Genomic DNA, 21,994 nt, shown 5'->3' on the forward strand with positions numbered 1-21,994 from the left:
GCCATCGCCGCCGCTCAGGGCGCAGAAGGCGCACTCACCGACCAGTTCCAGACAGCAGTCGAAGGAATCTTCGGAGGCGCCTGACCCACACCAGCTGACCCACACCAGCTGAGCCGTGAAGGGGCCCGGAGGAGTCACACTCCCCCGGGCCCCTTCACGCACCCGCCGACGCTCTGCGGCCACCGGGGCCGGCACTCACCGCACGGCAGTCAGCCTCAGTCCCTTCTCCTCGAGCTCTGCGGGGCGATCCACCGTGACGGCATCGCCGTCGTGGACCTCGCCGGACAGGATCTGCTTGGCCAGGCGGTCGCCGATCTCGCGCTGCACGAGCCGGCGCAGGGGGCGGGCACCGTACGCGGGGTCGTAGCCCTCGATCGCCAGCCAGTCCTTCGCCGAGTCCGTCGCGGAGAGTGTGATCCGCTTCTCCGTGAGCCGCTTCTGCATCGCCGCGATCTGCAGGTCGACGATGCGGGACAGCTCCTTCGTGCTGAGTGCATCGAACACGACGACGTCATCCAGACGGTTGAGGAACTCCGGCTTGAAGGACAGGTTCACGACGTCCATGACCTTCGCGCGCTGCTCGTCCGTGGCCAGGCTCTGATCCACGAGGAACTGCGAGCCCAGGTTGGACGTGAGGACGAGGATCGTGTTCCTGAAATCCACGGTCCGCCCCTGACCGTCGGTGAGCCGGCCGTCGTCCAGGACCTGCAGCAGGATGTCGAAGACGTCCGGGTGGGCCTTCTCGACCTCGTCCAGGAGGACGACGGAGTAGGGACGCCTGCGGACGGCCTCGGTGAGCTGGCCGCCGGACTCGTAGCCCACGTACCCCGGAGGCGCCCCGACCAGGCGGGACACGGAGTGCTTCTCCCCGTACTCGCTCATGTCGACGCGGATCATCGCGCGCTCGTCGTCGAAGAGGAAGTCGGCCAGGGACTTTGCCAGCTCTGTCTTGCCGACGCCCGTGGGGCCCAGGAACAGGAACGAACCCGTGGGCCTGTCCGGATCGGACACTCCCGCCCGCGAACGGCGGATCGCGTCCGACACCGTCTCGACCGCCGCGTGCTGGCCGATGAGCCGCTGACCGATCTCGTCCTCCGCGTGGAGCAGCTTCTCCCGCTCCCCCTGCAGCAGGCGGCCGGCGGGGATGCCGGTCCAGGCGGCGACGACCTCGGCGATGTCATCCGCCGTCACGTGGTCGCCGACCATGGGGCGGCCGGTGCCCGTCCCGGAGCCGGAGCCCGCGTCCTCGGCCTCAGCGGCTTCGGCGGCGGCGATCTCCTTCTCCACGGCCGGGATCTCGCCGTACAGCAGGCGGGAGGCGGTCGCCAGGTCCGTGTCGCGGCGGGCGACCTCGGCCTGGTTGCGCAGGTCATCGAGCTTCTCCTTCAGGTCGCCGACGCGGTTGAGGCCCGCACGCTGGCGCTCCCACACTGCGTTCAGACCGGCGAGTTCCTCCTGCTTGTCGGCGAGTTCCTGCTGGAGCACCGCGAGACGCTCCTTCGACGCGGTGTCGGATTCGTTCGACAGCGCCATCTCCTCCATCTTGAGGCGGTCGACGGCGCGCTGCAGCTCGTCGATCTCGATGGGGGCGGAGTCGATCTCCATGCGCAGCCGAGAAGCGGCCTCGTCGACCAGGTCGATCGCCTTGTCCGGCAGCTGGCGATCCGCGATGTACCGGTTCGACAGGGAGGCGGCGGCGACCAGTGCGGAATCCGCGATCGTCACCTTGTGGTGCGCCTCGTAGCGCTCCTTGAGCCCGCGGAGGATCGCGACCGAGTCCTCGACGCTGGGCTCGCCGACGAGCACCTGCTGGAAGCGGCGCTCCAGCGCCGGGTCCTTCTCGATGTTCTCGCGGTACTCGTCGAGGGTCGTGGCACCGATCATCCGCAGCTCGCCGCGAGCCAGCATCGGCTTGAGCATGTTGCCCGCGTCCATCGACGAATCGCCGCCGGCACCCGCGCCCACGAGCGTGTGGATCTCGTCGATGAACGTGACGATCTCTCCGTCGGACTGCTTGATCTCCTCGAGGACGGCCTTGAGCCGCTCCTCGAACTCGCCGCGGTACTTGGCGCCCGCGACCATCGCGGACAGATCCAGGCTGATGAGCTGCTTGTTCCGCAGCGACTCCGGCACGTCGCCGGCGATGATGCGCTGCGCGAGTCCTTCGACGACGGCGGTCTTGCCGACGCCGGGCTCGCCGATGAGCACCGGGTTGTTCTTCGTCCGGCGGCTGAGCACCTGCACGACGCGACGGATCTCTGCATCGCGGCCGATCACGGGGTCCAGCTTGCCCTCCCGCGCGACCGCGGTGAGGTCGACGCCGAACTTCTCCAGCGACTGGAACGTGGATTCCGGGTCCTCGCTGGTGACCGTCTTCCCGCCGCGCACCTGGTCGAGCACGGCCAGCAGCGCGTCGCGGCCGGCGCCGGCCCGCTGCAGGGCCTGACCGAGCTCGCCCGTGTCCGCAGCGGCACCCAGCAGCAGGTGCTCGGTGGAGACGAACTGGTCACCCAGTGCCTGCATCTCCTGCTCCGCTGCGTTGAGGAGCTGCATGGAGGGCCGCGAGAGGCCCGGCTGGGTCACCGAGGATCCGGAGACTGTCGGCTGGCCGTCGAGCACCCGCTTCGCGGCACTCGCCGCATCCGCCGCCGAGGCCCCCGCCGCCTCCAGCAGCGACACCGCGATGCTGTCCGGCTGGGCGACCAGCTGGGCGAGCAGGTGGGCAGGCTCGATGTGGCCGTGACCGCGCGCTACGGCGTCCTTCGCCGCTGCCCCCAGGACTTCCTGACTCTTGGTGGTGAACTTCGCTTCCATAGGTCCCTCTTCCCACAGGTATGACGTGTATGCCAGAAGAACATCATCAAAGTTGAGCCTATTCCACTCAAGGCGAAGTTTCTGGGACTGCCTGTCATAGGGGTGATGTGACGCCTAGCATGGCGGCATGGCTGATCTGATCCTCTCCTCCACGCAGGGCACCGTCACGACGCTCACCCTCAACTCGCCGCAGACCCGCAACGCGCTGTCGACCGATCTCATGGGCCGGCTGCGCGATGAGCTCGCGGCGGTCGGCGAGGACACGTCCGTCCACGTCGTCGTCCTCGCGGCAGAGGGACCCGTCTTCTCCTCCGGCCACGACCTCAAGGAGGTCCGGGGGGCGGATCACGCGCGCCAGCAGGAGATCTTCGACGTCTGCACGGACCTCATGCTCACGATCCAGCAGATCCCCCAGCCCGTCATCGCCCGGGTCCATGGACTGGCGACCGCCGCGGGGGCCCAGCTGGCGGCGACGTGCGACCTGGTGGTCGCGGCGAAGTCCGCCGCGTTCGCCACCCCGGGGGTGAAGATCGGGCTGTTCTGCTCCACCCCGGGCGTGGCCATAGCCCGCGCCCTGCCGACCAAGCAGGCCATGCGCATGCTGCTGACCGGAGACCCCGTCAGCGCCTCGCGAGCGCTGGAGCTGGGGATGGTGTCGGACGTCGTGGACGATGATCAGCTGATCCGCGCCACGAACGAACTCGCCGTGAAGATCGCGCAGGCGTCCTCCGCCACCGTGGCGATCGGCAAGGAGGCGTTCTACCGCCAGGTCAGCATGTCGGTCGAGGACGCGTACGGGGAGATGTCGAAGACGATGGCGGCGAACGCGGTGATCGATGACGCGCAGGAAGGCATCGACGCGTTCCTCACCAAGCGCGCACCGGAGTGGAAGGGCCGCTGAATCCGTCCCACAGGCTAGCCTGATGCCGTCCCCCGTGGAATGAGGAGCCCGCCACCCCATGACCGTCATCGTCACCGGCGCTGCCGGACTGGTCGGAGAGGCCGTCGTGCGCGATCTGCTCGCACGCGGCACCCCCGTCCTCACCGTCGGCCGACCGAACCCCGACCTCCCGTCGCACGTCCACCATGTCGACTGGGATCTCCGCGAGGACGCGCCCGTTGACGTCACGGCACTCGCACCGCGCGTGACCGCGGTCGTCCACTGCGCCCGGATGAGCGCAGACTGGGGTGCACCGCAGGACTTCCACGACATCAACGTCGCGGGCACGCGGAAGGTGCTCGACGCCTTCCCCCGCGCACGGATCGTCCACCTGTCCTCGACCGCCGTCTACGGACTGCACCGGGATCATGCCCGGCTCTACGAGGAGGCCGGTCCGCTCGACGTCGACGAGTACCGCGATGAGTTCGCCCGGACCACGGCGCTCGCAGAGGGCGTGCTCACCCGCGTGCGCCCCGATGCCCTGGTGCTGCGCCCCGCACGGCTCTACTCCCCCGGCGGGGACGACGGCGTGATCGAGGCGCTCACCCGCTTCTCACGGCGGGGCGGCCTCACCCTGCCGGACGGTGCGAAGAACCGGACGATGCTCGCGCACGTGGACACCGTCGTCGCCGCCGTGATCGCAGGGCTGGAACGTCCCCGCATCCATGGGCCGGTGAACATCGCGGACCCGCACCCGTACGTGCTCCACGAAGCGATCAACACGTACATCGCGCGGACGGATCATCCGCACATGACACTCGACGCGCGCCCGGCCGACCTGGCGAAGGCGCGGGCCTGGATCGCCCAGAAGCGCATCAAGGCACCGCATGCCGGGAACCGCCCTCCGCACACGATCACGGAGATCGACGCGTACGTGAAGGAGCGGACCTACGACCTGTCGCGACTGCGCTCCCTGCTGGACATCGAACCGGTCCAGCACCTCTCGCCGCAGGACTGAACGGGGAACAGGCGGCCACTCGTCAGAGGTTGACCGTCTCCGCGTGCTCCGCGTAGTCGTCCACTGTGTCGTCCTCGAAAGCGTCCCGGATCTTCCCCAGCTCGTCCTCATCGACGTTGAGGATCGCCTGCCCGTCGCTCGACCGGCCGGCTCCGACGATCGGCGCGGAGAAGAACTGCATGTCCCCCGACCGCATGCTGCGCAGCTCGTAGGCGAGCGACGCGATCTTCGAGGAGTCCAGCGAGTCGTCCACCGTCATGTACGGCGAGAAGTCGCGCACCATGCCCGCGACCTTCACGGGGTTGCCCAGAGTGCCGGCCGAGATGATCTCGTCCATGAGCCCGGAGAGGAAGGCCTGCTGGTTGCGGATGCGCTGGAGGTCGCCGTCCGCGAAGTCCTTGCGCGCCCGGACGAACGCCAGCGCTTCCTCGCCGGACAGATCATTCTCGCCTTCGGTGAAGGAATGGCCGCCGGACTCGAAGGAGCTCTCCGACTCCACCGTCACACCGCCCACGCTGTCGGTCAGTGCTGTGAAGCCCTCGAAGTCCATGATCGCGACGTGGTGGATGGGAGCCCCGATGAAGTCGCTGACGGTCTGCGTGGCGAGCGGAAGTCCACCGTGGCTCATGGCCGCATTGATCTTCGCCTGACCATGGCCTTCGATGTCCACCCACGTGTCCCGCGGGATCGACAGGAGCTGCACGCCCTGACGGTCGCCGCTCACGTGCATGACCATGATCGTGTCCGACCGGTTGCCGCGGGAGTCGCCGGAGTAGTCGACGTCCTCGTCGCGGGCGTCGGAGCCCAGCAGGAGGATGTTCAGTGCCCCGTCGTCCTCAGAGATCGGCTGCTGACCGCCGAACACCTCGTCGTCACCCATCTGATGCGAGTTGTCGTTCCACAGACTGCCCAGGTAGACCACATAGCCGACGACGGCTGCGACGACGAGGAGCACCAGGACGAGGAGGACTGCGAGCACATTCCTCCCGGTCTTCTTCCGACGAGGGCGGGCTGTGGTCCGCGTCGCGGCGGCCGCGCCCGGTGCGGTCCCCGCATCGTCGGAGCCGAAGAGCGAATCGAAGTCAGGATTCTGAGACACAGGCGTCCTCGCGGGTCGGAGCATTGATCCAGCGCATTCTACCCACCCGCCACGTCGTCGAGCCACGCCTGCGCCCTGTCGAACGCGTCGTCCGCGACCCGCGGGTCGACTGCCTTCTTCGAGCCGTTCAGCTCCGTGCGGGTGGCCGACGCCATCGGGTACGAGCCCAGGAACTGCACGGATCCCGCCACCCGGTGGATGCCGCGCAGCGCCTCGGCCACGCGCGCCTCCGCCACGTGGCCCAGCAGATCGATCGAGAACTGGTAGAGGCCCAGCCCGTCGCCGGTGGGCCGTGATTCGATGCGCGACATGTTCACGCCGCGAGCGGACAGCTGCTCGAGCATCTCCAGCAGGGCACCGGCTCGGTCGCTCGCCAGCCCCACGACGATCGTCGAGCGGTCCCAGCCGGTGGGCTCCGGGATCGCACCCGGGCGCTCGACGCAGATGAACCGCGTCTCCGCCAGCGTGTGCTCGCCGATGTCATCGGCCAGCACCTCGAGGCCGTACGTCTGGGCTGCCAGCATCGGTCCGACGACCGCCTGGTAGGGCACGTCTGACGTGCCCGCTCCATCCGCCGAGCTCCCAGCCGGCTCTGCAGAGGCCGCCAGTTCCTGCGCGGCCGCCGCCGTCGAGGACGTGACCCGAAACTCGGCCTGCGGCGCGTTCCGCTGCATCCAGCGTCGCGTCTGCGCCTCCGCATGCGGATGGGTGCCGTAGGCCCGGAGCGTCTGGCGCGTGACCGTCCCCGGCAGTGCCGCGAGCACGAAGCGGACGGGGACGACCGCCTCGGCGACGATCTGCAGCCGGCCGGACCGGGTGAGCGCATCGAGGGTGGCCGGAACTCCCCCCTCGACCGAGTTCTCGATCGGCGCGACGGCCGCGTCGACCTCGCCCGCGCGCACCGCCTCGAGCATCGCCTCTGCCGAGCGCATCGGAATGCGTTCGGCGGTCTCGAGCACTCCGCGCTCGGCGAGGAGGTCGATGAGAGCGGCTTCGGTGAAGGTCGCAGCGGGGCCCAGGTAGGCGTATCGCGTGCTGGCCCGTCCGGTCACGAGAGCGCGCCTCCGGCATCGCGACCCGGACGTCGACCGCCGCTCACCCGACCGCGCAGCTCACGAACGGCGAGCGCACGGGCGACGTCCCGGTACTGGGCGGCGCGGTGCAGCTGCGCCTTGAGATCGCGGCCCGTCACGCGGTGCTGGAGGTCGCACTCGACCTCGCGCACGCGCATGCCGGCCCAGACGAGATCGATCGTCATACCGGTCTCGACGCCCCATCCCCGGGCGAACGGCTGGGTCGCCGTGAACGCTTCGCGGGTCATGCAGCGCATGCCGGACAACGGCTGGGTGGCCTGGAAGCCGGACAGTCGCTCGATGCCCCTCTTCGCGAGCCCGACGACGAATCCGAAGCCGCCGCCCGCACGCTTCTGGGCGGGCAGGATCGCGATCGTCGCGTCGGCCTCACCGGCGAGGACCGGGCCTGCCAGCGGTGCAGTGTTCTCCGCGGAGTCCTCGAGGTCACCGTCGATGAACAGCAGAGCGCGATGACGCACCTGCTCCCCCGGCGCGAGCTCGGAGATCTCCCGGTTCCGCACGGCGAACGATCCCGTCATCATCGCCTGGGCCTTGCCCTTGTTGGTGCGGTGGGTGACGACCTCGGCGCCGGCGGCGCGTGCATGCACTCCCGTGTCGTCCGACGACCCGTCGTCGACGACGAGCACGAGGTCCGCTCCCGGGATCCGCTTCGCCGAGGCGACGGTCGCCGCGATCCGATCCTCCTCATCCTTCGCCGGGATGATCACGGCGACGGCATGCGGGGTGCCGGACGGGGCATCGGCGGCGGGGTTCGGCGCGGAGGGGCTCATCGGATGGTCAGCTGGCGCGACACCACGCCGGCCTTCGCTCGGCGCTCTTCGTGATCGAGCGGTGAGGTGACGGCGGCAGCCTCATCGAACCGGGCGACGAAGGCCGCGAGGCCCTCCTCGAGGTCGTCCGGCTGGGTGTCCGGGGCGAACTCCCAGACGGGGACAGCGATGCCGTGGGCGCGGAAGCAGCCCAGGTACTTGCCGCTGTCCGCGCCCATGTCGTTGCCGCTGGCGGAATGGAGGCGGGCGAGGGCATTGAGGACGACGTCCTCCTGCTCCGTGTGCGCCCAGCGGACGTAGACGCGGCCGGCCATGCTGGTCCAGTAGGCGGCCGGTGCGGACACGAGCTTCTCCGTGGGGCTGATCGCCTCGTTGGCCTGGTCCAGTGCGGCGACGACGTCCTCATCACGCTGCGATTCGTCCTCCGGCAGCCAGAAGTCGAACGTCTCGTGGACCGTGACGTCGAAGGGCACGGACAGGTCGAGGATGTCCTGCAGACGCGGGCCCTCGCCCGGCTGGGAGTCGACCTCGCGGTATGTGCCGGGCTCACCCTCGGCGACGGCCAGCAGTGCGGCCGCGATGTCGCGGGACGGATCAGGCGACGAGAACGGCACCTGCAGGCCCGCCATGAGGAGGCCGTCCTGACGGTGCAGCGCCTGCCAGGCAGCGGGCAGCAGCGAGGCGAAGGTGACGTCGTGGCCCCCGTACTCCTCCGTCAGCTTCGCGGTGGCGGTCGCGGCGGGGACCAGCTCACGCAGGCAGACGAGGTCCGCCTCGAACGGCAGGCCCTCGAACGGCCGGGGCACCCATGCGCCGGCATTCGCCTTCGCGAGGCGCTTGGCGATGATCTCTTCCTTGGACTTCTTGGACTTCTTTCCCATGCGGATGAGTCTACGTGGACCGCGGGGCCGGCTCCGTATAGGACGGGCCGGGGCGGCGGAGGTCTCAGACAGCGGACGACCATTGCCCTGCGTCGACACGGCTGGTTAGGTCGACATGTGTCGCGCATCACTCGGAATGGGGGCCTTCGTCCTGGTGTCCGGGGCGCGCCGCCGCCGTGATCGCGCAACCTGATCGGCACTGCACCCGGGCTGAAGGAGATCTCTCATGACCGCCGCTTCCGCGGAACCCACCGTCGTCTATCCCGCTCGGCTCGTGCGCACGATGGATCCCGCCGCACCGACCGCGGCGGCCGTCGCCGTCCGCGGCGACCGGTTCCGCGCCGTGGGGACGGTCGAAGAGCTCATGCAGTACCCGGGTGCCGTGCTCGACGAGCGCTATGCGGAGTCGGTGCTCCTCCCCGGCTTCGTCGAAGCACACTCCCACGCCGGCACCGGCAATGTGTGGAAGGGCGTCTACGTGGGGTACGTCGACCGCGTCGACCCCCACGGCGCCCACTGGCCGGGGTGCACGTCGATCGACGACGTCGTCTCCCGCCTCCAGGAAGCGGACGCTGCGGCAGAGGACCCCGCAGCACCGCTCATCGCGTGGGGACTCGATCCGATCTACTTCCGGGAGGAGGCGCTCACGGCCGCCCACCTCGACCGCGTCTCGACGACGCGTCCGCTGTGCGTGAATCACGCGAGCGGACACGCCTACACCGTCAACACCGCCGCCCTCGAACGCTGCGGCGTGGACGACGACTCCACGACGGAGGGCGTCGGCCGTGGCGCGGACGGCCGGCTCACCGGCGAGCTCCACGAGTTCACTGCGATGGCGCTCGTGAGCGACATCGCCGCGGGCAACGACCTCCTCAGCGTCGACGCGACGGCCCTGGAGAACTTCGGTCAGAACGCCGTCAACACGGGGACGACGACGGTGACGGATCTGGGCTCCAAGCTCCTCATGGACGACGCCGGGGTCGCGCTCTACCGCGACGCGGTGGGTGAGGGGTTCCCCGCCCGCGTCGACGTCTTCCATTTCGCCGCCGGGGTCGGTCCGGTGTCGAAGACGCTCGCAGAGGACGCGAAGCGCCTGATCACACTGCAGGAGTCGTCGACGGACAGCCTGCGGTTCGGCAACGTCAAGCTCATGCTCGACGGCACTCTGCAGGGCTTCACCGCCCGGGTCAGGGCACCGGGCTACTACGGCGACCAGTCCAACGGGATCTGGAACGTCACCCCGGAGGAGTTCCACCGAGCCTTCGAGACCTTCCACATCGCGGGCCTGCTGGTCCACGTCCACTGCAACGGCGACCAGGCCTCGCAGCTCTTCCTCGACACGCTGGAGCGGATCCTCACCGACCACCCCCGCCCGGACCATCGCCACACGTGCACCCACGCACAGATGGCGACACCGGCGCAGTACCGGCGCATGGCCGCGCTGGGGGCGTGCGCGAACATCTTCTCCAACCACATCCACCAGTGGGGCGACCAGCACATGGACCTCACGATGGGTCCGGACCGCGCTCGCAGGAACAACGCCGCCGCGACCGCGACGCGCCTGGGCGTTCCGATCAGCCTGCACTCGGACTCCCCCGTCACACCGCTGGGACCGCTCACCACCGCGATGCACGGCGTCACCCGCCGCACTCTGACCGGTCGAGTCATGGGCGAGCACGAGCGCATCGACGCGGAGACGGCCCTGACCGCAGTGACGATCGGCGGCGCGTACATGCTCAAGCGGGACGCAGAGGTCGGATCGATCGAGCCCGGGAAGCTGGCGGACCTCGCCGTGCTCGCGGAGGACCCGCTCGACACCGCGCCCGAGGACTGGGCCGGCATCCGCATCCTGGGCACCGTCGTCGGCGGGCGCCATTTCGGGAGCAACGTCCAGCGGAACCCGTGATGCCGGTTCCCCTCACGGTGATCGGCGGATACCTGGGCTCCGGGAAGACGACCCTCATCAACCGGGTGCTGTCGTCCCCGGATGCGGGCAGGGTGGCTGTCGTCGTCAACGACTTCGGTGACGTGAACATCGACGCCGCCCTCGTCGCGGCCCGCGGCGCGGACACGCTGGAGCTCACGAACGGCTGCATCTGCTGCCTGGTCACGGACGACGTCCAGCGCACGATGTCGGGCCTCGCCGCACGCGATGACCTGGAGCACGTCATGTGCGAGGTCAGCGGGATCGGCGACCCCTCGCAGCTGGGGACGTGGCGCACATACCCCGGCTTCCGCCCCGGGCCGACGATCGTCTGCGCCGACGCTCTCACGACTCCGCGCCGTGCACGCGACGAGTACGTGGGCGACGTGGTCCGCCGCCAGCTCGCGGCCGCAGACATCATCCTCGTGACGAAGGGGGACCTGGCGGAGCCGGCGCAGATCGAGGGCACTCAGGACGTGTGTCGGCGGATCAATCCTGGGGCAGACATACAGGTATCGAGCAGCGGGGATCCCACAGCGGTGTCGGAGGCGATCCGGCGATGGGCCGCTGCCGATGAGGACGTGGGCGCCCGTCCGGACGAGGCGCGGGCCGATCCGCCGCCTCATGCCGACGTCCACAGCACGGAGACGGTGCGGCTCGCGGTCGGCGTGCCCGCCGAGTCCGTCACATCGGTCCTCACAGCGCACGCTCACCTGCTGGTGCGCGCCAAGGGGTTCGTGCAGCGAGCAGACGGTGCATGGCTGCAGGTCCACCTCGCCGGCGGCACGGCGACGACCGCTCCGGCCCCTGCGCGCCCGCACGCCGAGGTCGTGCTCATCTCCGCCGGCCCGCAGGCCGCGCGCTCCCTCTCGACCGTCGCGCAGGCGCTCCGCACGCTGCCGGCCGACGACACATCGCCGACACGGCAGACCGACTCGACGAGGAGACACCCATGGACATGAGCTTCCGCGCCCCGACCACGGCGAAGGGGTGGATCAGCATCGGCATCATCGTCCTCGTCCTGCTCTCGGGCATCTGGCCGGTCATCGCCCTCTTCGACGCGAACACGCTGGCATTCGGCCTCCCCCTCCTCATGGTGTGGTCGATCGCAGTCCTCTTCATCACGACCGCAGCGATGGTGGTCATCAACCGGATCACCGGCGACATGGGTGACGTCGACCCTCTGGACGCCGCAGCGGACGCAGGTGAGGAAGCATGATGCAGTACATCCCCTTCGTCATCACCGCCGCGTACCTCGTCGTCGCCGTGGTGATCGGCGTGAGCGCCGGTCGCGGCCACAACATGCGGACCGTCGAGGGCTGGGGCGTGGGCAGTCGCAGCATGGGGCCGGTCGTCGTGTACCTGCTCGTCGCCGCCGGCGGGGTGAGCGCCTACACCTTCATGGGATCGCCGGGATGGGCTCATGACAAGGGCGTGCCCGCGCTCTACGTCGTCGTGTACCTCGCATTCATGGCGCTCGTCGCCTGGTACATCGGACCGAAGGTGTGGAACTTCGGCCGCAGGTTCGGCCACGCCACCCAGTCGACCACCATCACGGACCGGTACGAGTCCCCCCTGCTCGGAGGACTCACGTCCCTCGTCGTGTCCGTGGGCGGACTGGCCTACGCGGTGCTCCAGACGATCGGCTCCGCCTACATCCTCAACGTCATGAGCTTCGGCCTCGTCCCCACCTGGGCGGGCGTCCTCATCACCCTCGCGGTCATCTCGATCTACCTGTTCCGCAGCGGACTGCGCGCGATCGGCTTCACGAACGCGTTCCAGGGCGCGCTCATGTTCGTCGTGGCGTGGATGGTCGGCCTGTGGGCGATGAACTGGTTCACGGGAGGGTTCGACGCCACCCCGATCTTCGAGCGCCTGCAGCAGGAAGCCCCGGAGTTCCTCACGCTGCCCGGTGCTCTGGGCGATATGAACTACGCGTTCTGGACGACGTCGATCCTCATCTCGTTCTTCTCCATCTGGCAGTCGCACTGGGTGTCGTGGATGGGCGCGAAGTCGGCGAGGAGTCTCAAGCAGGCGACGACGTACCTGCCGCTCTACTACCTGGTGCTCATCCCCATGATCATCGTGGGCTTCATCGGAGTCTTCGAGTACACGGACATCGCCGCATCGGATCAGGTCGCCATCCAGATGGCGGTGGACAACATGCCCGTCATCATTGCGGGCCTGCTGGGAGCGGGGACCCTCGCCGCGTCCATGTCGTCGAGCGAGCCCAATATCCACGCGACGGCCCTGACCTACAGCAAGGACATCCTCCAGCCGGTCTTCAAACTGTCCGACGAGAGGACGGGGAGACTGACCCGGTGGCTCATCTTCCCGATCATGGGCCTGATCATCGCCCCCATCTCGATCATGGAGCCCGCCAGCCTCGTCTACATCCTGCTGATCGGGTACGGCTTCACGGGGCAGGCGTTCCCGATCATGGTGGGGATCTTCTTCTGGCCGCGGGCCACGAAGACCGGAGCGCTCATCGGTCTGGCGGCCGGTTCCATCGTGACGATCCTCTTCTCCTTCGTGTTCGCGCATCCGCTGGGCATCCACGCCGGAATCTGGGGCTTCGCGGTCAACATCCCGTGCTTCATCGTGTTCTCGCTGCTCACGAAGCCTGCGTCGCAGGAGACGCTGGCCAGGTACTTCACGACATCGCGGAAGACGAAGACCACGGACGCAGGACCCGCTGCCGACGCGGGGCCCGCACCGACCGCCTGAGGCACTCGCGGCCCCGGGGCCCTCAGGAACCGGTCCTCTGCGGACCCGAGGCGAGCCGTGCGGGAGGCGCCGCGCCCGCGCAGCCGTCAGTCGGTGAGGTCGAAGTTGCGGACGTAGGCGTCGCGCAGGGCGTCCCAGCCCACCTCCATCGCGTCCTCACCGACGACCCGCTCGACGTCCTGTCCGTCGAGCACCAGCGAGAGGACCGTGAAGCACACGTGCCAGCCTGCCGCCGTCATCGGCACCAGCTCCTGCTGTGCGAAGGTCTGGGTCAGCGCGAGGTGCGTCGACCCGGTGGATCCCTCGGCAGCCTCGGCGCCGACGTGGGCCTCGGACTCCGAGAGCTCCCACAGCACCTCGCCCATGCCCCAAGCATGGCGCAGGACGGTGCCCGGCTCGATCTCGATGACCCGGGCCTCGGCCGCGGGTGCGTCGGGGGACTCGTGGGACTGGGCCGGACCGACCTCGGTGAGGGGACGGTCAGGGACGATCGGCGACCAGCGCGCCAGCAGCTCCGGCTGCGTGAGGTGGTCCCAGACCCGCGACGCAGGAGCATCGATCGTCAGACCCAGCGTCAGCAGCGTCGTCCCGTGCGACAGCGACTGCGACTCCGCAGACACCGGAAGGGAGGTGAGGGCACCGGTGACGGCGGCAACGGTCTGGTCGGACAGCGGCATGCGGAACTCCTTCTGTGCGTGCGCGGGGCGCGTCTTCCGTCCGACCCTATCCGAGCAGCAGGCGCGGGTCCCGTCACTTGAGATCGTCCTCAATTCCGTTGACCCGTCGACACAGGTGTGAAAGATTCTGAACGAACGATAAGAAGTGTGGGACACGCTCCCAGCACTCCATCTGACCCGGCTCGAAGGAGAGAACATGTCAGCACGTTTCCAGGACAAGGTCGCGATCGTCACCGGCGCTTCGCGAGGGATCGGACTGGGGATCGCCCAGCGTCTCGTCGACGAGGGCGCCCGCGTCCTCCTCACCGCCCGCGGCGAAGACGCGCTCACAGAGGCCGTCGACCAGCTGGGCGGACCCGACAAGGCCATCTACGCCGCAGGGAAGGGCGACAGCGCCGACCACCAGGACGAGGCGATCGCCCAGGCGACCGAGGCCTTCGGGCCCGTCGACATCCTCGTGAACAACACCGGGATCAACCCCGTGTACGGCCCCCTCATCGAGATGGAGGACCGTGCGATCACGAAGCTGTTCGATGTGAACGTCCTCTCGACCATGCAGTGGACCCGCAAGGTCTACGAGGCGTCGATGAAGGAGCGCGGCGGGTCGATCGTGAACCTGTCCTCGGTCGCCGCAGTCCGCCAGCCCAACATGATCGGGTTCTACGGCGCGACGAAGTCGATGATCACGCACATCACCAAGCAGTACGCGATGGAGCTCGGCCCGGACATCCGCGTCAACGCGATCGCACCGGCCGTCGTGAAGACGAAGTTCGCGGAGAAGCTCTACGAGGAGGGTGAGGAGAAGGTCGCGGCGTCCTACCCCCTCAAGCGGCTCGGCGTCCCCGAGGACATCGCGGCGCTGGCAGCCTTCCTCCTGTCGGACGAGGCCTCGTGGATCACGGGAGAGCTGATCGTCGCGGACGGCGGTGTGACCCTGGGCGGAGGCGCCTGAACGAGTTCCGCTGAAGCACGTGCAGGCCGAGGGGCAGGGGAGGCGGGAAGGCCCCCTACCCCTCGGCCTGTTCCACGATCCGCGCGGCGAACAGGGCGAACGACACCGTGAGAAGCACGGTCGCCAGGGTCGTCCACCCATAGGCGGTCGTCATCGGCAGCAGCTGAGTCAGCCCCGCGAAGACCGTCGACAGCACGGCGATCCCCAGGCCGATGCCCGTCTGCTGGGCCGTGGCCACCAGCCCGCCGGTCAGCCCCGCCGCCTCGTCTGGCACCGCAGCCATGACGACGGACACCAACGGTCCCATCATGAGTCCCTGACCCCCGCCGATCAGCACCCCGGCGACCTGGTACCAGACGAAGAAGTGATCGACCCCCACGAGGGCGACGACGCCCAGCCCGACGAGTCCGACGCCCTGGATCACCGATGCCATGAGCAGCGTCCGCCGCCCGCCGTGCACCGTGCCGCCCCACCGCACCACGATCCGCGGAGCCAGAGCGGATGCGACGACGAAGGCGAGCGCCAGCGTCGCGGTCGCCAGTCCCGATTCCCAGGGCGCCAGGCCGTATCCCTGCTGGCTGAGGATCGCGTAGTTGTAGGCGAATCCGCCGATCATCATGAACAGCAGGCAGGCGAGCGCCATCCCGGTGCGCACCGCGGGCTCCCGCATGACCTCCAGCGGCAGGATCGAGGGCCGCCGCGAGCGCTCCCGCATCAGCGCGTGCAGGGCCAGGAGGCCGAAGCACCCTGCCGAGGCCCCCAGCAGCCCCGCTGTCCACAGCAGGGGTCCCGGCGGAGACAGCGGGGCGACCAGGTCGATCGCGGCGACATGCGTGAGCCCTGCGATGAGGAGCAGCAGCGCCAGCGCCACGAGCACGGAGCCGCGGGCGTCGAGTCCCAGCGGCCTCGGCGACCGGGTCTCCGTGAGGTGTCTCGCGCCCACCCACGCGATGACGGAGAGCACGCCCACGGAGGCGAATGCGGCCCGCCATCCCAGGTCTGGGCCGAAGGCGCTGTTGACCAGCCCGCCGATCACCTGTCCGGCCACGGTGCCGCTGCCGGCGAAGACACTGTAGAGCCCCACCGCGCGCAGACGCGCACTCCCCCGGAGGATCGACTGGATGCTCGCGAGCACCTGCGGCGTGGTGACCGCCGCGGCACACCCCTGCACCAGTCGCGCCGCGACGAGGAACTCCACCGTCGGGGCGCTGGCCGTGAGCAGTGCTGTGATCGCCAGTGCCAGGGTGCCCACGCGGAACATGCGCCGGCGTCCCCACCGGTCCCCCAGCCGACCGAAGAAGATGAGGCCCGCCGCGAACGTCGCGGAGTACGCCCCGACCACCAGCGACGTGCCGGATTCGGTGATCTGCAGCCCCTGCTGGATTCCGGGAGCGGAGATCGCGGCCACGGCGATCGTGTACGTGGCCAGGAACGTGACGACGTAGAGCGGCCAGACGGTGGGGCGCGCGGACTCCTGCGTCATCGCGTCAGACCACCGTCCACGACGGGCGCGGCACCTGCAGGAACACTACGACTCCTTCGTCGTGGGGATGGGGAACCGTGGCGCGGCATGCAGCGCGCGGGAGCTGACTCGATCGTTGTCGAACACTCGATAGAATCGGCGTCCCCTCGTCACTCTAGACCACCGCGGCGCTCTCGCACCGACTGGTCGGACGTCGTCGTCTCACCGATCCGCGAGCGGGCCCCCGGACATCACCAGCGACATCGACGCAGCAGCAGCGACCGCGGCACCGGCGAACAGCAGCATCATCGACCCGAGCGGGTAGAAGAGTGCCGTCCAGGCGAAACCGGTCGCGAGCCCCATGAAGCGCGCCGTGTTGTGCATGCCGAACGCCAGGGAGTTCTTCCCCGTCTGCGACAGCGACACGGAGAACGCCGAGAGGCTCTGCCCGGCATTGATCGCGACTCCCATGAGCAGCAGAGCGACGATGATGCCCACCGACTGCACGCCGGCGAGCGCGGCGTCCGGACCCCAGTCCATCCACGCGCCCAGGAGCAGCGGGACGGCGATGAGGGCGCTCAGCACAGTGATCGAAGCCTTCCAGCCGCCCAGCCTCGTCCGCAGTGCGGATGTCAGCCGCGACGACGTCGCCATCGCAGCCGCCATCGCGAAGACGATGACGCCCACCGGGCCGGGCCCCAGACGCAGCTCCTGCGCGATCCACAGTGGCAGCGAGGACAGCACGATGCCCATGATGAACATCATCGTCGCCGCCATCGCAGTCGCCCGCGCGTACCTGCGCTCCAGCAGGGACCGCGGCGGCAGGAGCCGATCCGGTCGCTTCGCCGCGATCACGAGGAAGACCACGCCGCTCACCAGCGCGGCGAGACCGACCACCACATCCGGCCCCCAGGCGACGCGCTGACCGACCATCGTGGCGGCCACGACGAAGAGCCCGATCGACAGCATGAGGACGACGACGCCCGGCGCATGGATCGGCACCTTGCGCCCCGGGATGTGCGGCACCGTCACGAGCACGGCGACCAGGAGGATCGCGGAGAAGACCCCGGCGAAGCCGAAGACGCCGCGCCATCCGAAGAACTGCGCGACGAGGCCGCCCACGGGCGGACCCATCGCCTGGCCCACACCGATCGCGGCCGCCCACGCGGCCAGCGCAGAGGCGCCCTTGGCAGGCCACAGAGCGGGCAGGGACCTCTGCACACCCGGCGGGAACGTCGCACAGGCGATCCCCTGGACCGCACGCAGCACGATCAGCATCTCGAGGCTCGTCGAGAACACTGCGGCGAGCTGCGCGACCGACAGCAGGCCCAGCCCCAGCGCGACGACGCGGATGGCGCCCAGGCGGTCGCACAGCCAGCCGGCCAGCGGGACGAAGACGGCCATCGCGACGGTGTAGGCGGCGATGCTCAGGACCACACGGCTGTCGGACGCCCCGAAGTCCTCCTTGATCCAGTCCAGCGGCGCGTTGATGATCGTGCCGCCGACGGTGCCCGCCGTGGTCGTCCCCAAGAGCGCGAGGTACGCCGCCCGCCCCGGCACCCGTGACGGCCCGCGCCCGTCCGCATCGTCCGGAGGGTCGCCGGGTGCCCCGTCTCCACGTCCCGGCGGTCTGCTCATGCCGGGTCAGGCCCCCTGCGCGGAATCGGTCGCCGCGTCGCCGGCGGAATCCCCAGCGGCCGCAGATGCGTCCCGCTCCCCCGCCGGAGTGCTCAGCCACGCCCGGACACGTTCGGAGTCCTGCCCCAGTGTGGGCGGCGCCAGATCGTAGGAGACCTGCGTCTTCGACATCGTGATCGGATTGCGGACGGTGGGAATGACGCGGTCACCGGATCCGGCCTCGGCGACGGGGTCCAGCCCCATCGACTCGGCGAGCTGAACGCCCTGCTCGATCGTATTGATCGGGGCGCACGGCAGGCCAGCGGCAGAGAGGATCTCGTACCATTCCTGCGCCGTCCTGTGCGACAGCGCCTCGGTGAGCAGCGGTTCGAGGTCCTTCCGGTGCCTGTTGCGGGGAAACGCGGTGGCGAACCGGTCGTCCTCCAGCCATTCCGGCCGCCCCACACCGTTCGACAGCATGCCGAACTGGCGGTCGTTGCCGCAGGCGATGATGAGGTCGCCGTCCTTCGTGGGCATCGGCTGGTACGGGTACAGGCTGGGGTGCTCATTGCCCATCCGGTGCGGGACGCTGCCCGCCGCGACGTACCCGGACGTCTGGTTGACAAGCCCGGACAGCGCCGACGACAGGAGGTTCGTGTCGACCTTCTGCCCCTCGCCCGTCGTGAGCCGGTGCTGCAGGGAGGCGAGGATGCCGATCGTCGTGTGCAGGCCGGTGATGACGTCGAAGATCGCGACACCCGCACGGAAGGGGGGCCCGTCCGCGTCGCCCGTCAGGCTCATGAAGCCGGACAGCCCCTGCACCAGCAGGTCGTAGCCGGGCTGGGGGTTCGACGGGCCGAAGCCGGTGACCGACGAGTAGACGACGTTCGGGTTGTCCTTCGCCACCGCGTCGTAGTCGAGCCCGAACTTCACGAGGCCGCCGGGCTTGAAGTTCTCCACGACGACGTCCGCGCGGCGCGCCAGCTCACGTGCGAGCTCCAGGTCACCGGAGTCCTTGAAGTCCAGCACCACGTCGTACTTGTTGCGGTTGATCGACAGGTAGTAGGTCGCGTCCTCGTCCCGCACCGGTGGCCGCCACATCCGGGTGTCGTCACCGCCCGGACCCTCCACCTTGATGACGGTGGCGCCCAGATCCGCGAGCATCATCGTCGCGTAGGGGCCCGCGAGCACGCGGGAGAAGTCCGCGACCACGATCCCGGACAGCGGACCGCTGCCCTTCCGGTCGAAGATCTCGTGGAGGTCCTCAGTGCTCATGTGCGTGGGTGCTCCTTGCTCGTGGTGATGCGCGTCGTCGTCTGAGGATCAGCGGAGGTAGAGGCGGACGGTGTCGATCTCGTCGCGCAGCAGGCGCACCTCTTCGACGGTGGGCTCCATCGTCGAGCGCACCTCGTCGGCGACCTGCAGATCCCAGCCGGTCGCCTCCTTCACCTGGTCGACGGTGACTCCGGGATGGGTGTGCGTGAGGACGAGCTCGCCGAATCTGTCGGCCCGCTGCAGGACGCCCAGCGGGGTGATCACCACGCTCACGCCGTGGCCCTGCGGCTGGATGCCGTCGCCGGACTGCGCCGCCGCGACGGGTGAGGCTGAGGTGATGAAGTCCACTTCCGCAGGGAACGACGCAGGGTCGTGGCGGCGGATGATCACGAAGATCTCACCGGAGTTCGCCATGATGTCCGCCGCGCCGCCGGAGCCGGGGAGCCGCACGGTGGGCTTCTCCCACTCGCCGATCACGGTCGTGTTGAGCGACCCGTGGCGGTCGATCTGCGCGGCGCCCAGGAAGCCCACGTCGACGTTGCCGCCCTGCAGGACGTAGCCGAACAGGGCCTGCATGCTCACGACGGACTCCGAGCCGGACACCACGACGGAGTCGGCGATGCCCTCGGCCATCGCCTCCGGGTGGGCCCCGGCGACGCCCGATTCGTAGATGAGCTCGATGTCGCGGTTCAGGGTGCGGTGCGCGAGGTCCACCGCGAGGGTCGGCAGGCCGATCCCGGCGAACACCGTGCGCTTGTCCGCCAGCATCTTCGAGGCCGCGCACACGATGAGTTCTGTCTGGGAGTAATCGGGGGAGGTCGTCATCACGCTTCTCCTTCGTTCGCAGCCGCGAGCAGGCGCCTGCCGTAGTCGACCGGCTGGGACGGCTTCGAGGCGACCCGCAGCGAGTCCAGCTGCTCTTCGCCGATCGCTGCGAGGTACTCCTCGTGGTCGGCCGTGCCGTGGATGTGCTCCTCGAGCCACTCCCGCAGGCGCTGGGGGTCCTTCGCCATCTTCGGCCACATGCGGTAGAACGCGTTGTCCCGGTCGTACGAGCCCTGCACGTACGACGGGTGCGCGCCGCGCGGCACGACGCAGACGGCGTCGACCGCGTGCGCCGGGATGAGCGTGCGGTTGGGGTCGGAGCGGATGACCTCGTCGTCGACGATCTCCTCGACCGTCACGATGACGCGCTCGGCCGCGTAGACGGCTTCCTGCTGGACTCCCGTGATGCCCCAGATCTGCGCGTTGCCGCGGCGGTCCGCGCGCTGCGCGTGGATGATCGTCACGTCGGGGTTGAGCGGCGGCACGACGTACGTCGTGCCGTCGCCGTACGGGTCGTCGACGAGTCGGATGTCCGGGTTCACCTTCGGCAGGTCCGAGCCTGCGAACGACCGGATCGGGATGAACGGCAGGCGGGAGGCGCCGGCGTGGTAGCGCAGGACCATCGCATGGTGGCTGTACTCCTCGACCGCCAGGGGTGCGGGATCGTGGTCCTCGAGCCGGCGGCGGATCTCATAGAGGCTGCCTGCGGATCCCGACGCGAAGAAGGAGCAGACCAGCCGGTCGACGCACCCGGCGGCGATCATCATGTCCGCGATGAGGTCCGGCGTCATCCGGCAGAAGGTCAGCCCGCGGCGCTGCTGTCGGATGATCTCGTGGCCCGCCGCGAACGGGATGAGGTGGCTGAACCCCTCGAGCGCGATCGTGTCGCCGTCGCGCACCAGCGAAGCGATCGCTTCCGGCAGCGGCAGGACTCTGTCCTTCGCCATGTGTTCTTCCACCCCTCATCGGTCAACTGTGACTCCATCAGATTAAGTCAGATTCGACGGGGAATCCAGTGGTAATACTTACCAAGTGGGCATGAATCGTGGCATAATCGCCCCATGGAGCTCCAGCAGGTACGTGCGTTCCTCGCCGTTGCAGAGGAACTGCACTTCGGACGCGCGGCAGAGCGATTGGGCATCGCGCAGCCGCCGCTCAGCCGTGCGATCCGACAGTTCGAGCACGAACTGGGCACCGAGCTCTTCCACCGGACGACACGGCAGGTCGCACTCGCGCCTGCGGGCACCGCGCTCCTGAGCCCCGCCCGGGCCCTGCTCACAGCGGCGGAGACCGCAGAGCAGTCCGTGCAGATGGCGTCCGCGGGGGACATCGGCCGCGTGCGCCTGGGGCTGGGGACGCTGTCCTCCCACCGCGCGGCCTCCCGGATGGTCGCCGCGACGCACCGCCGCAAGCCCGGCATCACCGTGGAGATGGAGAGCAACGTCTACTCGGAGGAGGCGATCGCCCGCCTGCACGACGGGACGCTCGACCTCGCCCTGGTCCGCTGGCAGGCGCAGCCGCCCGGAGTCATCGGCCGCCCGGTGATCATCGAACGGCCGATGGTCGCCGTCCACGCCGACCACCGCCTGGCGGGCCGCTCGTCCGTCACCGTCGACGAGCTGCGCGATGAGGCCTTCATCCTCCTCCCGGCCGATCCCGGGTCGACGATGCGCGACCTCACGCTCCAGTGGTGCTACGCCGCAGGGTTCACCCCCCGCGTCGTCCAGGAGGCGCCGGACACCCAGCTCGTCGGCGCGCTGGTCTCTGCGGAGATGGGCATCACCATCACGTACGACTCGGTCATGGCCAACATCCACGACCCCGACCTCGTCGCCGTGCCGCTCTCCGTCGAGCACGATCCGATCACCGTCTACCTGGCGCACCGCGAGGGCGAACTGGAACCGGCGCTCCGAGAAGTCGTCGCCGCGGCCGAGGCCGTCGTCCCGACCGCGACCAGGACATGACCACCGACCACACAC

The 21,994-nt window shown here is 69.3% G+C and carries 19 protein-coding genes; 8 read left to right on the forward strand and 11 right to left on the reverse strand.

Translation table 11 applies throughout. From position 1 onward, the window contains the following. Window positions 1-195 precede the first annotated feature (195 nt). On the reverse strand, window positions 196-2,814 hold the full coding sequence (gene clpB, locus BJEO58_RS08015) for an ATP-dependent chaperone ClpB (protein ID WP_101588962.1): 2,619 nt from the start codon (window positions 2,812-2,814) through the stop codon (window positions 196-198). Between the two features lie 127 nt (window positions 2,815-2,941). Here clpB and BJEO58_RS08020 point away from each other — a divergent pair, with 127 nt between their 5' ends. Beyond that, entirely contained in the window at window positions 2,942-3,715 is a 774-nt protein-coding gene (locus BJEO58_RS08020; RefSeq protein WP_101588963.1) for an enoyl-CoA hydratase, read from the forward strand. 58 nt (window positions 3,716-3,773) lie between these two features. Beyond that, window positions 3,774-4,712, forward strand: coding sequence for an NAD-dependent epimerase/dehydratase family protein (locus BJEO58_RS08025; RefSeq protein WP_101588964.1), 939 nt, complete (start codon window positions 3,774-3,776; stop codon window positions 4,710-4,712). A 22-nt stretch (window positions 4,713-4,734) separates the two neighbouring features. Here BJEO58_RS08025 and BJEO58_RS08030 read toward each other — a convergent pair whose 3' ends face one another. Genes BJEO58_RS08030 through BJEO58_RS08045 form a run of 4 tightly spaced genes read right to left on the reverse strand, consistent with a single transcriptional unit; the run spans window position 4,735 to window position 8,556 of the window. Then, window positions 4,735-5,811, reverse strand: coding sequence for an LCP family protein (locus BJEO58_RS08030; RefSeq protein ID WP_246076116.1), 1,077 nt, complete (start codon window positions 5,809-5,811; stop codon window positions 4,735-4,737). Window positions 5,812-5,849: 38 nt separating this feature from the next. After that, window positions 5,850-6,863 carry a prephenate dehydratase gene (pheA, locus tag BJEO58_RS08035; RefSeq protein ID WP_101588966.1) on the reverse strand — a complete coding sequence of 338 codons (1,014 nt, stop codon included), beginning with the start codon at window positions 6,861-6,863 and terminating at the stop codon, window positions 5,850-5,852. After that, window positions 6,860-7,675, reverse strand: a complete 816-nt coding sequence (locus BJEO58_RS08040; RefSeq protein ID WP_101588967.1) for a glycosyltransferase family 2 protein — start codon at window positions 7,673-7,675, stop codon at window positions 6,860-6,862. The genes pheA and BJEO58_RS08040 overlap by 4 nt, the downstream gene beginning before the upstream one ends. Then, on the reverse strand, window positions 7,672-8,556 hold the full coding sequence (locus BJEO58_RS08045; protein WP_101588968.1) for a DUF5926 family protein: 885 nt from the start codon (window positions 8,554-8,556) through the stop codon (window positions 7,672-7,674). The genes BJEO58_RS08040 and BJEO58_RS08045 overlap by 4 nt, the downstream gene beginning before the upstream one ends. A gap of 226 nt (window positions 8,557-8,782) precedes the next feature. Here BJEO58_RS08045 and BJEO58_RS08050 point away from each other — a divergent pair, with 226 nt between their 5' ends. Genes BJEO58_RS08050 through BJEO58_RS08065 form a run of 4 tightly spaced genes read left to right on the forward strand, consistent with a single transcriptional unit; the run spans window position 8,783 to window position 13,207 of the window. After that, window positions 8,783-10,462, forward strand: coding sequence for an amidohydrolase (locus BJEO58_RS08050; protein ID WP_101588969.1), 1,680 nt, complete (start codon window positions 8,783-8,785; stop codon window positions 10,460-10,462). Further along, window positions 10,462-11,442 (forward strand): CobW family GTP-binding protein, encoded by a 981-nt coding sequence (locus BJEO58_RS08055; protein WP_101588970.1) that lies wholly within the window; start codon window positions 10,462-10,464, stop codon window positions 11,440-11,442. Before BJEO58_RS08050 ends, BJEO58_RS08055 begins: the two co-directional genes overlap by 1 nt. After that, entirely contained in the window at window positions 11,433-11,699 is a 267-nt protein-coding gene (locus tag BJEO58_RS08060) for a hypothetical protein (protein ID WP_101588971.1), read from the forward strand. The genes BJEO58_RS08055 and BJEO58_RS08060 overlap by 10 nt, the downstream gene beginning before the upstream one ends. After that, window positions 11,696-13,207, forward strand: a complete 1,512-nt coding sequence (locus BJEO58_RS08065) for a sodium:solute symporter family protein (RefSeq protein ID WP_101588972.1) — start codon at window positions 11,696-11,698, stop codon at window positions 13,205-13,207. Before BJEO58_RS08060 ends, BJEO58_RS08065 begins: the two co-directional genes overlap by 4 nt. Window positions 13,208-13,293: 86 nt before the next feature. Here the strand turns inward: BJEO58_RS08065 and BJEO58_RS08070 are convergent, their stop codons facing one another. Further along, on the reverse strand, window positions 13,294-13,884 hold the full coding sequence (locus BJEO58_RS08070) for an SRPBCC domain-containing protein (RefSeq protein WP_101588973.1): 591 nt from the start codon (window positions 13,882-13,884) through the stop codon (window positions 13,294-13,296). 196 nt (window positions 13,885-14,080) lie between these two features. On the opposite strand from BJEO58_RS08070, the gene BJEO58_RS08075 reads away from it, so the two are divergent. Then, a complete protein-coding gene (locus tag BJEO58_RS08075) occupies window positions 14,081-14,836 on the forward strand; it encodes an SDR family oxidoreductase (RefSeq protein ID WP_101589094.1) in 756 nt (251 codons plus the stop codon). 55 nt (window positions 14,837-14,891) lie between these two features. Here BJEO58_RS08075 and BJEO58_RS08080 read toward each other — a convergent pair whose 3' ends face one another. From BJEO58_RS08080 to BJEO58_RS08100, 5 genes are all read right to left on the reverse strand, one after another. Continuing rightward, the gene (locus BJEO58_RS08080) at window positions 14,892-16,319 is read right to left on the reverse strand and encodes an MFS transporter (protein ID WP_101588974.1); all 1,428 of its coding nucleotides are present in this window, start codon (window positions 16,317-16,319) and stop codon (window positions 14,892-14,894) included. Window positions 16,320-16,520: 201 nt separating this feature from the next. Continuing rightward, the gene (locus tag BJEO58_RS08085) at window positions 16,521-17,936 is read right to left on the reverse strand and encodes an MFS transporter (RefSeq protein WP_101588975.1); all 1,416 of its coding nucleotides are present in this window, start codon (window positions 17,934-17,936) and stop codon (window positions 16,521-16,523) included. A 6-nt stretch (window positions 17,937-17,942) separates the two neighbouring features. After that, complete coding sequence (locus BJEO58_RS08090; RefSeq protein WP_101588976.1) at window positions 17,943-19,190, reverse strand: CaiB/BaiF CoA transferase family protein; 1,248 nt, start codon at window positions 19,188-19,190, stop codon at window positions 17,943-17,945. Window positions 19,191-19,238: 48 nt separating this feature from the next. Beyond that, window positions 19,239-20,015, reverse strand: a complete 777-nt coding sequence (locus tag BJEO58_RS08095) for a CoA-transferase subunit beta (protein WP_101588977.1) — start codon at window positions 20,013-20,015, stop codon at window positions 19,239-19,241. After that, complete coding sequence (locus tag BJEO58_RS08100) at window positions 20,015-20,962, reverse strand: CoA transferase subunit A (protein WP_101588978.1); 948 nt, start codon at window positions 20,960-20,962, stop codon at window positions 20,015-20,017. Before BJEO58_RS08100 ends, BJEO58_RS08095 begins: the two co-directional genes overlap by 1 nt. A 114-nt stretch (window positions 20,963-21,076) precedes the next feature. On the opposite strand from BJEO58_RS08100, the gene BJEO58_RS08105 reads away from it, so the two are divergent. After that, complete coding sequence (locus tag BJEO58_RS08105) at window positions 21,077-21,979, forward strand: LysR substrate-binding domain-containing protein (RefSeq protein WP_101588979.1); 903 nt, start codon at window positions 21,077-21,079, stop codon at window positions 21,977-21,979. Window positions 21,980-21,994: the final 15 nt, after the last annotated feature.

Source organism: Brevibacterium jeotgali, assembly GCF_900169175.1.
In the GTDB taxonomy this organism is placed as follows: Bacteria; Actinomycetota; Actinomycetes; order Actinomycetales; family Brevibacteriaceae; genus Brevibacterium; species Brevibacterium jeotgali.

Bases quoted from the DNA above. Each gene is read 5' to 3' on its own strand.
- BJEO58_RS08045 (WP_101588968.1), bottom strand. From the start codon at position 8,556: ATGGGAAAGAAGTCCAAGAAGTCCAAGGAAGAGATCATCGCCAAGCGC.
- BJEO58_RS08070 (WP_101588973.1), bottom strand. From the start codon at position 13,884: ATGCCGCTGTCCGACCAGACCGTTGCCGCCGTCACCGGTGCCCTCACC.
- BJEO58_RS08105 (WP_101588979.1), top strand. From the start codon at position 21,077: ATGGAGCTCCAGCAGGTACGTGCGTTCCTCGCCGTTGCAGAGGAACTG.
- BJEO58_RS08055 (WP_101588970.1), top strand. From the start codon at position 10,462: ATGCCGGTTCCCCTCACGGTGATCGGCGGATACCTGGGCTCCGGGAAG.
- BJEO58_RS08080 (WP_101588974.1), bottom strand. From the start codon at position 16,319: ATGACGCAGGAGTCCGCGCGCCCCACCGTCTGGCCGCTCTACGTCGTC.
- BJEO58_RS08085 (WP_101588975.1), bottom strand. From the start codon at position 17,936: ATGAGCAGACCGCCGGGACGTGGAGACGGGGCACCCGGCGACCCTCCG.
- clpB (WP_101588962.1), bottom strand. From the start codon at position 2,814: ATGGAAGCGAAGTTCACCACCAAGAGTCAGGAAGTCCTGGGGGCAGCG.
- BJEO58_RS08020 (WP_101588963.1), top strand. From the start codon at position 2,942: ATGGCTGATCTGATCCTCTCCTCCACGCAGGGCACCGTCACGACGCTC.
- BJEO58_RS08090 (WP_101588976.1), bottom strand. From the start codon at position 19,190: ATGAGCACTGAGGACCTCCACGAGATCTTCGACCGGAAGGGCAGCGGT.
- BJEO58_RS08095 (WP_101588977.1), bottom strand. From the start codon at position 20,015: ATGACGACCTCCCCCGATTACTCCCAGACAGAACTCATCGTGTGCGCG.
- BJEO58_RS08040 (WP_101588967.1), bottom strand. From the start codon at position 7,675: ATGAGCCCCTCCGCGCCGAACCCCGCCGCCGATGCCCCGTCCGGCACC.
- BJEO58_RS08050 (WP_101588969.1), top strand. From the start codon at position 8,783: ATGACCGCCGCTTCCGCGGAACCCACCGTCGTCTATCCCGCTCGGCTC.
- BJEO58_RS08075 (WP_101589094.1), top strand. From the start codon at position 14,081: ATGTCAGCACGTTTCCAGGACAAGGTCGCGATCGTCACCGGCGCTTCG.
- BJEO58_RS08060 (WP_101588971.1), top strand. From the start codon at position 11,433: ATGGACATGAGCTTCCGCGCCCCGACCACGGCGAAGGGGTGGATCAGC.
- BJEO58_RS08025 (WP_101588964.1), top strand. From the start codon at position 3,774: ATGACCGTCATCGTCACCGGCGCTGCCGGACTGGTCGGAGAGGCCGTC.
- BJEO58_RS08100 (WP_101588978.1), bottom strand. From the start codon at position 20,962: ATGGCGAAGGACAGAGTCCTGCCGCTGCCGGAAGCGATCGCTTCGCTG.
- BJEO58_RS08065 (WP_101588972.1), top strand. From the start codon at position 11,696: ATGATGCAGTACATCCCCTTCGTCATCACCGCCGCGTACCTCGTCGTC.